Origin of the sequence: Pontibacter burrus (genome assembly GCF_010686685.1) — a bacterium.
GTDB lineage: Bacteria > Bacteroidota > Bacteroidia > Cytophagales > Hymenobacteraceae > Pontibacter > Pontibacter burrus.
Window position 1 is genome coordinate 1 of sequence record NZ_JAAGWD010000003.1, and the last position, 12,091, is coordinate 12,091.

7 protein-coding genes are annotated in these 12,091 nt (G+C 47.2%); all 7 read right to left on the reverse strand.

The genetic code is table 11. The features are described 5' to 3' along the window. Positions 1 to 244 precede the first annotated feature (244 nt). Positions 245 to 745 carry a DUF6438 domain-containing protein gene (locus tag GXP69_RS07410; protein ID WP_163913994.1) on the reverse strand — a complete coding sequence of 167 codons (501 nt, stop codon included), beginning with the start codon at positions 743 to 745 and terminating at the stop codon, positions 245 to 247. A gap of 103 nt (positions 746 to 848) precedes the next feature. Beyond that, positions 849 to 1,436, reverse strand: a complete 588-nt coding sequence (locus GXP69_RS07415; protein WP_163913996.1) for a hypothetical protein — start codon at positions 1,434 to 1,436, stop codon at positions 849 to 851. Positions 1,437 to 1,548: 112 nt separating this feature from the next. Then, positions 1,549 to 3,387, reverse strand: a complete 1,839-nt coding sequence (gene yidC, locus GXP69_RS07420) for a membrane protein insertase YidC (RefSeq protein ID WP_163913998.1) — start codon at positions 3,385 to 3,387, stop codon at positions 1,549 to 1,551. Positions 3,388 to 3,414: 27 nt separating this feature from the next. Continuing rightward, positions 3,415 to 5,028, reverse strand: a complete 1,614-nt coding sequence (locus GXP69_RS07425) for a CTP synthase (protein ID WP_163914000.1) — start codon at positions 5,026 to 5,028, stop codon at positions 3,415 to 3,417. Positions 5,029 to 6,105: 1,077 nt separating this feature from the next. Beyond that, positions 6,106 to 7,167: a PA0069 family radical SAM protein gene (locus GXP69_RS07430; protein ID WP_163914003.1), complete on the reverse strand. Its 1,062-nt coding sequence runs from the start codon at positions 7,165 to 7,167 to the stop codon at positions 6,106 to 6,108. Positions 7,168 to 7,338: 171 nt separating this feature from the next. Then, on the reverse strand, positions 7,339 to 9,837 hold the full coding sequence (locus GXP69_RS07435; protein WP_163914005.1) for a zinc-dependent metalloprotease: 2,499 nt from the start codon (positions 9,835 to 9,837) through the stop codon (positions 7,339 to 7,341). A 977-nt stretch (positions 9,838 to 10,814) separates the two neighbouring features. After that, on the reverse strand, positions 10,815 to 11,861 hold the full coding sequence (gene dinB / locus GXP69_RS07440; protein WP_204281971.1) for a DNA polymerase IV: 1,047 nt from the start codon (positions 11,859 to 11,861) through the stop codon (positions 10,815 to 10,817). Positions 11,862 to 12,091 lie beyond the last annotated feature (230 nt).

A 12,091-nucleotide genomic window follows, 5' to 3' on the forward strand; every position in this document is an offset into this window, starting at 1 on the left:
CCATTTATGCCTTTGGCTCTTTTACAGGTACTTTCCTTTTCATGAGCCTGTGATCCCTTCCTGCCAGTAAAGCCTGAAAGCTTCGCCATTTTTAAATTTGAAAATAATCCCTATGACGGATTAACTATTATATAAACCACAACATACGCTTATCTGCACTATAGCTGTAGTAGCAAATCAGTTTGCTTTAGTAACAATATAGAGAAAAATATATAATAATTTCTGTCAGCTATAAGGTGTGTGCTTATTTCTCCTTAGCAGCCTCCACATACTTCCACAGCATTTCGTGAACTTCCTCAATAAACCGAATCAGGCTTTCGGGGCCACCTTCCTGGTGTTTGATGTGTTTTACCTCTTTGCCGGCTTCGTAAAAGTATAAGTGTGTGGCAGGCATGTCAGTCCATTCGGTTTTATAGTAGTTCTGGAGGTTCTTATAGTTCAGTTCAGCTAAGGACTTTTTTAATTTCGACAGTTCCATAGCGGATAGTGTAAAAGTTATAGTGTCGGTAACAGGTGTATACTTAATGGGAATAAACTGCACAGTGCCATTGCTGTAGATCAGGGCTTCGTAGGTAGGGCAGGGGCCATAGCACGGCGACTTTCGGTAAAGCAGGAGGGGCTCTTCGGTAACAGGGGCAGGTGTTGTAACAGCTGCTGTACTTTTACAGGCCAGCAAGCTGACACCCGCTACAGCTATAACTATAGTTGTGAGTGCTTTTATTATGTTAAATGTCTTGCTGCGCATTACAACCAGTTTCTGATTCCTCAACTATAGTTACACCTTCCAGATAATCCGAAGCAGGCCACTTAATTTACTGGTCTGCTCTGGAGGACCCTGTTTCCTGGCGCTACTTGTCTTCCACTTTTTTGAGCTTGCCATCTGCCAGTTCGTAAACCTCCGGGGTACAGTATCGGCACTCGTTATAGTTTAAAGTAGAGTCGGGAGGGTTAACTATAAAAATACGGCTGTTCTCGCTGAACTTGGCGCCTGTGCTGCTCTGCACCATATCAACTACCTTTCCGGACTCGCGGTCAACTATAAAATGGCGCTGGCAGGTTGTACCACAGCCTACCGTAACCACAGTATACTTGCCGGCAAAGTTAATGCCCTGTTTCATGCCCTCGCGTAAGGCAATAACATAATCCCGGGCATTGCGGTGGCTTCGTTCATCTATAGGCGCCAGCTTGCCCCGGAACATGGTGGGCACGTTATAGTTGCCGCTGTTCATGTATTCGTCGGTTGTAATGCGGTAATGATCGTATAGTTCGGCATGTTCTCCGTTGCGCATCAATGCGTTGACAGAATCTCTGCTGAGCTGTTTCTCCAGTTTAGGATGGGTGCTGGCTATACCTTTATCTTCGTCGGAGCCGGAATTGCAGGCTATAGTTGCTGTTGCCAGTAACAGCAGGAGCGGGTATTTCAGGTTCTGGTACATAGTTTTATTATTTGTAGTCCTACATACGATACTGCTGCAAGTATAGTCAAACAAAAAGCCCGTCTGCAAGTGCAGGCGGGCTTTTATGTATAATTTCAGAATTTTATGCTGCTTATTTTTTAGCGCCTTTGTTCTTTTTCTGCTGTTCTTTTTCAGCGGCAACACGCATAGCTTCCTGCATACGCTCTGTAAATGATGGGCCGCCTGTTTTCTTTTTCTCTTTGCGCTTCTCTTTGTTCTCTTCCAGTTTGGCTCGCACTTTACCTTCGTCAACAAAACGGCGGATAATGGCCTGCTGACCGAATGTTACCATGTTGGAAACAAAGTAGTAGAAGCTAAGACCAGCCGGGAACGAGTTCAGTACAAACATGAAGATAACCGGCATCAGGTAACTATAGAACTTCATGGCACCCTGCATCTGCGCGTTCATCTGGTTGTTAGACCAGGTATAAAGAATAGTAGAAGCCGTCATCAGCAAGGTAAACATACTTACGTGGTCGCCATAGAACGGAATTGTGAATGGCAGTTTTGCAAATACATCGTACGTAGAAAGGTCGTTTGCCCACAGGAATGGCTCCTGACGCAGCTCAATCGAGTTCGGGAAGAAGTTGAACATCGCAAACAGGATAGGCAACTGCAGTAGCATCGGGATACAGCCGCTCAAAGGGTTCACCCCCATTTCGTTGTAGAGCTTCATGGTCTCCATCTGCGTTTTCTGCATGTCGCCGTCGTTGCGTTCTTTAATGGTATCAATCTCAGGCTTCAGCACCTTCATTTTCGCCATGCTCAGGTACGACTTGTAAGTAAGCGGCAACAGGATGGTTTTGATGTAAAGCACCAGCAGGATGATGATGATACCATAGTTGCCGATGTAGTTCTCCAGGAAGTCGAAAGCCGGGATGATGAGCCACTTGTTTACCCACGAGAAAATGCCCCAGCCCAGGTCTACGTTCTTTTCAAAATCATCGCCAATGTGCTTCAGAATCTTATAGTCGTTCGGGCCGAAGTAGTAAGAAAATTCAGCTCTTCCGTTTAGTACATCTTTTGCAGGAATAAGCGCCTGCGATACCAGCGTTTTAACTATAGTTGTATCAGCAGGATCTACAGACGACTCTAATTTGGCGCCGGCAAAACTATCTTCGGCAATAATACCAGCAGTAAAGAAGTTCTGCTTGTTCGAGATCCATTTAACCGGTTCGTTCAGCTCCATCTGCTCTTTGCTTTCCGAAACAGACAGGTGGTCATAACCATCTTCAACAGTAGCAAAGTTTATAGTTGTTTTGGCACGGTTCTGCTTTAAATCGCGCTCCAGCTGCTTAATATGGTCGGTCCAGGTAAAGATCAGATTCTGGCTGTTAACCTGGTTCTGTAAACCATGGAAGTTAAGCGCATATCCTACCTGAAACGATTCGTCGTACAGTGTATATTCCTGTTCAATGTACTGGCCATTGCCAACCTCGGCACGGAACGTAATTACCTGTGTGCTTACATCTTTATCTGTACCTTTTATGATATCAGAAGCAGTGAAATACAGATCCGACAGTTTTATAGTTTTACCATCGTTGGTGGTAAAGGCTATATCTGTTTTATTGCTTTCCTTATCGAAAAGAATAAGTGGTTCGCCCTGGTGGGTTTTATAGTTCTTCAGTAATACCTCTTCTACCTGCCCGCCTTTAGAGTTGATCGTAACACGGATGTTCTGGTTCTCCAGGGTGCTGTTGCTGGCCGTTCCGGTTGCAGCATTGGCAAACGAACCAAGGGTGGCGGCACGCTGTACCTGAGCAAGCGAGTCGTTGGCTGCATCAGCAGGTGTAGGTGTCTGTTGTACATTGGCTACCTGCTCTGTTGCCTGCCTGGTAGGGGTCTGCTCACCCGTTCCTGCAAAAAAGAACGAGTAAGCCAGCAGCAGGATGGCAATCAGTCCGAAGCCAATAGCTTGATTTCTATCCATTTAATAAAGTGTAAATTGTTATTGGTGTTATTTGTTTCGTGTATAGTTCATAGCTGCCTTCACAAATTTAGTGAAAAGCGGGTGCGGGTTAAGCACCGTGCTCTTAAGTTCCGGGTGATACTGAGCAGCCACAAACCACGGATGGTTCTGTAACTCAATGATCTCTACAAGCCCTGTTTCGGGGTTTATACCGGTTGCCAGCATACCAGCTTCCTCAAAAGCGGCAATATACGTATTATTAAATTCGTAGCGGTGACGGTGACGTTCCGAAATTTTAGACTTCCCGTAAATAGAATAAGCTTTTGAGCCTTTTTTAAGTTCACAGGCGTAAGCGCCTAAACGCATTGTACCGCCTTTTTGCGTAATTTCTTTCTGCCCTTCCATCAGGTCGATGATCGGGTGTGGCGTATCGGCATCCATTTCTGTTGAGTTGGCACCTTCCAGCCCCAGCACGTTACGGGCAAACTCTACGGCAGCGCATTGCATTCCCAGGCAAATGCCAAAGAATGGGATGTTGTTTTCGCGGGCATAACGGATGGCTTCCATCTTGCCTTTAAAACCACGCTCGCCAAAGCCAGGTGCTACCAGTATGCCATCCAGGCCTGCCAGTGTTGCCGCCACGTTCTCATCGCTCAGGTTCTCCGACTGGAACCACTTCAGGTTTACCTTGCACTCGTTGGCAGCGCCAGCATGTACAAAGGCCTCAACTATAGATTTGTAAGCATCGTGCAGCTCTACGTACTTGCCTACCAGGCCAATATTTACTTCAGATGTAGGGTTTTTCAGGCGACCCAGGAATTCTTTCCAGCGATCCAGTTCCGGATCGGCGCGGTGCGGCAGCTTCAGTTTGCTGATCACACGCTCATCCAGTTTCTCTTTGCGCATCATCAACGGCACATCGTAGATCGTTTCCGCATCCAAAGACTCAATTACAGAGTTCTGCTTTACGTTACAGAAAAGGGCGATTTTCTTTCGCAGGTCCATGGGAACATGGTGCTCGGAGCGGCAAACCAGAATATCAGGCTGCACACCGGCTTCGGAAAGGTCGCGAACAGAGTGCTGGGTTGGTTTTGTCTTAAGCTCGCCGGCAGCTTTCAGGTAAGGTACCAGCGTCAGGTGTATCACGCAGGTTTCGTTCACGCCCAGTTCCCAGCGCAGTTGGCGAACCGCCTCAATAAACGGCAACGACTCAATATCGCCAACACAGCCACCGATCTCGGTAATTACGATATCATATTCGCCGGTCTGGCCCAGCAACAGCATGCGGCGCTTAATTTCGTCGGTGATATGCGGAATTACCTGTACTGTTTTGCCCAGGTATGCGCCTTCGCGCTCCTGCATAATCACGTTATAATAAATGCGGCCTGTAGTTACATTGTTAGCCTGAGAGGTAGCCACGTTCAGGAAGCGTTCGTAGTGGCCCAGGTCCAGGTCGGTTTCGGCGCCGTCTTCTGTTACATAGCATTCGCCATGCTCATAAGGGTTCAGGGTGCCCGGATCTATATTAATGTAGGGATCAAATTTCTGGATGGTTACAGAGAACCCTCTTGCCTGCAGCAACTTAGCGAGTGAAGCGGAAATGATGCCTTTACCAAGGGAGGATGTTACACCACCGGTAACAAAAATATATTTAGTAGCCATAAGTTAGGTTTAACTGTATGGGCTGCAAAGTTACATCTTTTATTTGATTATCCGGCACCGAACCGGAGAGTTAAGTATCCTCTAACGCGAAAATTAATTAGCCCCTGTGTATAGAGAAGCAGATAAAGCGTAGTTGTAAGTAGAGTTAGTTATTGTACTATACTGATTGAAGTATGTGCTTAATTTTAGAGCTGGCTGTTTTCGGAGTCGCAGTTTTGGGGTATAGGTTACCTCAAAAGTATAAGCTTATAGTTTATCATTTGTCATTTCGAGCATCGGGAGAAGTCTAGTACAAACTATAGTTGCCTCTTTGTCATGTCGAGCGTAGTCGAGACAACTTATTTGTTCTATAGCTAACCATAGCTACTACTCTACACAAGCAGCTCGTACTATAGTTGCTTTTCATCCTAGGAGCTTTACTCACCTACAGTGCTATAGTTGCTTTGGTGCGCTCACGGCCGCGGGGCCCCGTCTTTGGGCATCGCGCTGCTGCCTTCTTGCTACCCTCGCTGCGCTCGTGTTGCCTGACGGCACCGGAACCTCTCGAGGCGCTCAACCCAAAGACTGTGATCCTTCGATAGCTAATCTATAGTTTGTTAGGTGGCTATAGTTGCATAGGTTTTTCCGTGGTGGTAGTTCCTTAGGGACAGGCTGCGCCTGCCTGTTCGTGATCTGTACCTATAGAACTATAGCTCACACTATTGCAACAGTAGAATTCCCCTCTCCGGAGAGGCAGGGGTGGGTTAAAACAAACCATAGAACTATAACCGTGACTATAGCAGTAGGCAGTAAGTCCCCCTTTGAAGGGGGTAGGGGGATGACTAACAGTAACTAAAGTACAATGTCTCAAACTATAGCTACAGCAGCAATTGTCCCCTCGAGGGGACTACAGGGGTGTAAAGACGGCAACTATAAAACTATAACCTTAACTAATAAAAGCAGAAAAGCTCCCCTCCTTAGCTAAGGAGGGGCAGGGGTGGTTGGACAAACATCAACTATAGAATCATGACAACAAATTATTTCATACAACCCAATCCCAAAATCCATAAAATCCCCATTAATCACCGGCCCACTAGCTTAAAACAGCCCGAGTTGCTTACCTTTGCTGGTGCAGAAGTGGCTGTAATTGTATGGTTTAATACTTCTCCCGGCCATGTATTTCTGCTTACTCACCCGGAAAAGCTTGGCTATAGTTTCGGCAAAAACACCTTCTCCGCTCATGCGTGTGCCAAACCGACTGTCGTTTAGCTGGCCGCCATGGCACTGCGCAATCTGGTTAAGTACTTTTTGTGCCCTGTCAGGGAAGGCTTGTGTTATCCAGTCTTCGAAAATCGGGCCGATTTCGCCGTTTAACCGAACGATCGTATAAGCCGCATTTTGTGCACCGGCTTCAGCAGCTTTCTTAATAATCTGAGGAATTTCAGAATCGTTCAGGCCGGGTATAATAGGGGCTACCATTACATTTACGGGTAAGCCGGCTGCGTTTAACTGCCTCACTACTTCCAGGCGCCTGGCTCCGGTTGCAGTTCGTGGTTCCAGTTTCTGACGCAGTTTTTCGTCCAGCGTGGTGATGCTGATGTTCACGTGAACCAGGGCCAGTTCGTTAAGTTCTGTAAGCAAATCCAGATCCCGGAGGATGAGGGCATTTTTGGTGATGATGCTGACCGGGTGTTTGTATCTCAGCAGAATTTCGAGCAGGCGTCTGGTAAGTTTCTTTTTTGCTTCAATGGGTTGGTAGCAGTCCGTGTTGCCGGAAAGCATAATGGGCATGACCTGCCAGTTTCTGCTTTCGAGTTGCTGCACCAGCAGTTCCGGTGCATTCTCTTTTACGATGATCTTGCGTTCAAAGTCCAGGCCGGCACCGTAGCCCCAGTATTGGTGCGAATTGCGGGCATAACAATACACACAGCCATGTTCACAACCCTGATACGGGTTCAGCGAGTAACCATTGCCCAGATCCGGACTCTGGATTTTATTAACTATAGTTTTAGGATGCGCCTGTATAAAGTCAGTCTTCAGGTCGGACAGCATTTGCTCATCCAGGCCTTCTACATGCTCTGTTACATACTCCTGTTTCAGGTATTTGTTGGCAGGGTTAAACTGTGCGCCGCGCCCTTTCAGAAAATCATCAGCTTTCATTTTGCTAATATAATTAGAAATGCTAAATATATTAGCTGTTTGTATTCTGTTTTTTTATGAAATCTGATAAACTATAGTTTCTTTATTAAGCAGAAAACTATAGTTCAAACAAAAAGCACCGGCTCATGAGAACCGGTGCTTTAAAACTAATCTTTCTATCTATTTAACGAATCATCCTTTTGGATTCAGGATGTTATCAATGCGGACTAATGCGTCCTGCAGGTGATATTTCGTCAGCGTGTCGTTGGTTTTGGCAATCGACGCTTTAATCTGGTTACGCAGTGTATTCAACTCGCCACGTACAACCGGACGAATATCAGACTGCCCCACATTTACCTGCGTACCCATTCTGAAACGGCCTGCTGCAGATGCTGCACTTTGCTCCTCATCTTTCATCAGGTATTCCATGCGCTCAAGGTAGCCTCGCTGCAGGTTTCTGCGGTATGTATCAATCGATTTACCAGTTGCGATCTCAGACCAAACACCTTTGCGCAGGTCAGACATCATATCTGTAAGCGTATAAGTCTTGTTGCCAAGCGATGCCTGTGCTTCAATCAGACGGGCCATTCTACCTGGGTCAAGCAGGCTGTTCACGATGCCAACCTGTGCTGTACGCACACGCTCAACAGCACCCGCCGATTCGATCTTACGCAGGATGTCGTCGTTCAGCATCCAGGTAGGAGTAGCCAGACCCTGGTCGTTTAAGAACTTCATGGCACGCTGCTGCTTTTCTTTGGCAACTGGCTCGTACACGTTACCTGCCTGGTCGTAGGTCTTATAGTTTTCGTAAACACCACCTACGTTAGCTGTCACGTGGCCCATGTAGCGGTTCCACTGGCCCAGCACCTGTAAGTACATTTCCTGCAGGTCGTCGTAGTTCTTGTTGTCTTCAGCCGTCCACTTAATCAGGTTCGGCATCACGCGCTTCAGGTTGGCAATACCATAAGTGCTGGCCAGCATGGCATCGTCGCCCAGGTCTTCTGTCTGCGAAGACGGGTCAATTGTGCCAAACTGCTGACGACCAAAGCGGTACATCGGATCATTTTCCTTCTCTTTAATCCAGGCGTTCAGCTTTTCTTTGTTGTCGTAGCCATTCTTCTCAGGGAAGTAAGTATAACCCCACTTAACAGAATACTTGTCGTACACACCGATGGCCGGCATCAAAGACACTCCTTTATCTTCAGGCTGGGCTATGTAGTTAAAACGAGCGTAGTCCATGATAGACGGAGCTGTACCCATTTTCTTGGTAAACTCCGGGTCACGCAGTTTTTCTACCGGGTAAGCAGCGCTCGAACCCATGTTGTGCGGTAAACCAAGGGTATGGCCAACTTCGTGTGCCGATACGAAACGGATCAGCTCACCCATTACCTCATCAGAGAACTGTACGCTGCGGGCATCCGGGTTAACAGCAGCTGTCTGGATAAAGTACCAGTTGCGCAGCAGGCTCATTACGTTATGGTACCAGCCAATGTGGCTTTCCAGGATCTCGCCTGAACGTGGGTCGTGTACGTTTGGACCGTAAGCGTTCTGCGTTTCTGAAGAGAAGTAGCGGATAACAGAATAACGCGCATCTTCTGTGCTGAACTCCGGATCTTCCTCAAAGCTAGGCGGATCTTTGGCAATGATGGCATTTTTGAAACCGGCGGCTTCAAATGCTTTCTGCCAGTCTTCCACACCTTGCTTCAGGTATTTGCGCCACTTCATAGGGGTGGCAGGGTCAATGTAATAAACTATAGGTTTTACCGGCTCTACCAGTTCGCCGCGGGCATAAGCTTCCTTATCTTTAGGCTCCAGTTTCCAGCGTACAATGTAGCGGCGCTTGGCAGCACGTTGCTCGTCTGTACCATAGTCTGTCTGCGAAATAGTGAAGTAACCTACACGTTGATCAAAAACACGTGCCGGCATCGGAACCTTAGGAAGCAACAGCATAGAGTGGTTCAGCTCCAGGGAAATTGTTCCTGTGTTTGCTTTTGATGGCGCGCTTGTCGCTTCGTAGGTCATAAGCGAGCGGGCCTCGACGTTGGTCGGGTAGCTGCGGATGCTCTCTATAAGGGAACGCTTGTCATCAAGGCGTCTTACTTTGTACTGGTCTCTGCTACGCTGCGTCAGGCCAAGAGCAGGCACATCTTTCGAGAAGAAATCAGTTACTTCAACTACAGATGCCCCATTGTTAAATGCCTTAATGTCGAAAGCCTGAATAACAGGAGCCAGGTTGGAGTTTTGTACCGAGTGGTAAATTTCCAGCGAATCGGCTGCTACGTTTTCGTAAGAAACTACGCGCAGTAAAATACGATTGCCTTTTTTCTCCCAGCGTAGTACCTGACGGTTAAGTTCCTCACCGCCGTAACCAATGTTGGTTGCAGTTTTGGCAATACGGCTTACCATCAGCATGTCGCGGCCTAAAAGTGAGTCTGGTATCTCGTAAAAGTACTTCTCATCAATACGATGTACTTTAAACAGACCATCATCAGAAACAGCTTTGTCGGTGATTACCTGGTTGTAAGGTTTAGGCTGGTTGTCGTCCCTTTTAGGAGCCTGTGCCTGTGGGGCAACTACCTCCTGTTTGGCGTTCTTTTTCTTTTTGCTCTTTTGGGCGAAGGCTGGCGGCGCTATAGTTGCACCCGCTAACAATAAAGCCACCACCGGAGCAAATCGTAGATTTTTACTCATGTGTTGTAATTAGGTTGGTTAGAATAGGTTAGTAGCTCAGGAGCTCTGTTTTCTTAAAGATAGGAATTTCTAAAAGAAGGGCAATAGTACCTGTGGCTCTTGTTAAGACTAATGTCTGGCGCAATGGTTTAATAGCGCTGGATTTTTATAGTTTGATTTGGGTTTAAATTGATGAAGTTTGATGAGGTGAAGTATGGTTGATGCTATAGTTATAGTTTACTATAGTGCTTAGTTAGTATTGTCATCCTGAGCATTCTTGAGACGAGAGTCGAAAAGAGCCAGCGCAGCTGTGAAGGATCTTATTTGTCCTATAGTTGCCTTTGCCTGCTGCTGGAATCAAGCCGTTTCTTCTATAGTTACCTCTTATCCTGGGAGCTCTATTAGCCTATAGTGTTATAGTTGCTTTGGTGCGCTCACGGCCGCGAGGCCCCGTCTTTGGGTATCGCGCTGCTGCCTTTTTGCTACCCTCGCTGTGCTCGTGTTGCCTGCGGCACCACAATAAGTCAAAGGCGCTCAACCCAAAGACTGAAATCGCTCGATAGTTTATGCTATAGTTTAATGAATGGCTATAGTTGCATCGCCTTTTCGTGGTTGTAGTTCCTTGTGGTTGTAGTTCCTTAGGGTCAGGCTGCGCCTGCCTGCTCGTGGTCTTTAACTATAGAGTTATAAAACTTTGGCGAAGGCAGAAAGTCCCCCTTTGAAGGGGGTAGGGGGATGACCAGCAACTATAGAACTATAACCTAGAATGATCGCAACAGCAGAATTCCCCTCTTGGGAGGGGTAGGGGTGGGTTAAAATGCTAACTATAAAACTATAGCTCTAACTCTAACTATAGCAGTAGCTAAAGAAATTCTCCGCCTCAGACAAGGGGATAAAGAGGTGGTTGGACCAAGGCAACTATAAAACTGTAGACTCAACATTAGCGAACAGCTTCAATCCATCAAATCCCACTTAATCCGCGGTTCAGACAAATCAACTCAAAACTCCAGTGTAAACTGGTAGCCTTCCTGAAGGCGGTCGTGCTGGTAGAGGAGGGAGCTGGCAGAAATGCCGAGCAGGCGTACCGGGTATTGTGGGAGTTGTGGGGTGCGCAGCAGGTCGCGGGCGACTGTGAAAATGGCATCGGCAGAGCTGATTTCACTTACAAAGGTTTTGCTGCGGGTGTTCAGGGTAAAATCGAAATATTTTATTTTCAGGGTAATGGTGCGGGCGGTTGCTTTCAGGCGCTCCATGTCATGGGCTACTTCTTTTGCCAGGTATTCCAGCTGCACCAGCATAGCTTCTTCTTCGGCCAGGTCAGTTTCGAAGGTGCGCTCAGAACCTATAGATTTGCGGATGCGATGGGGTTGCACCTCACGGTCGTCCTGGGCCCGGGCAATGCGGTAATAATAGCGGCCCACCTTTCCGAAGTGGCGTACAAGTTCTTCTTCGGAGCGCTCGCGCAGGTCGGCCCCGGTCAGTATGCCCATGCTCTGCATTTTGGTGGCAGTTACTTTGCCAATGCCATAAAACTTGCCGATCTCAAGTGCTGCCACCACTTCTTCGGCCTTGTCAGGGGTAATGAGCGTGTACCCGTTTGGTTTGTTCATGTCCGACGCAATCTTGGCCAGAAACTTACTGAAAGAAACACCTGCCGAAGCAGTTAGGCCAGTTTCTTCAAAAATACGCTGTCTGATCTGGTTGGCGATGATAGTGGCAGATGGCATCCCGATCTTGTTTTCGGTCACATCTAGGTATGCTTCGTCTAGAGAAAGAGGCTCCACCAGGTCGGTATAACTATAGAATATCTCCCTGATTTGCCTGGAAACAGCACTGTATACATCAAAGCGGGCTTTTACAAAAATAAGGTGCGGGCACCGCTGTGCCGCAATCTTGGACGACAGAGCAGAATGTACACCATATTTGCGGGCTTCGTAGCTGGCTGCCGCTACCACACCACGCGCCCTGGAGCCACCTACCGCTACAGGCTTACCGCGCAGCTCCGGGTTGTCACGCTGCTCCACCGACGCAAAAAAAGCGTCCATATCGATGTGGATGATCTTACGGATGGGCTGGCTCAAATTATAGACTTTACCTGGTGTGGAACTGCAAATTTAAGCATTACTGAACTATAAAATGTCAGGCGGCAAGCTACTTTAAGCCAACAACATGCGCTTAAATACCTACTTATGATGAATTGGAATCAGTTTATAACAAAATATATAAAATGAAGTACTATATAGGGCAATAATCTTCCTCTACCGTTACAGCCATT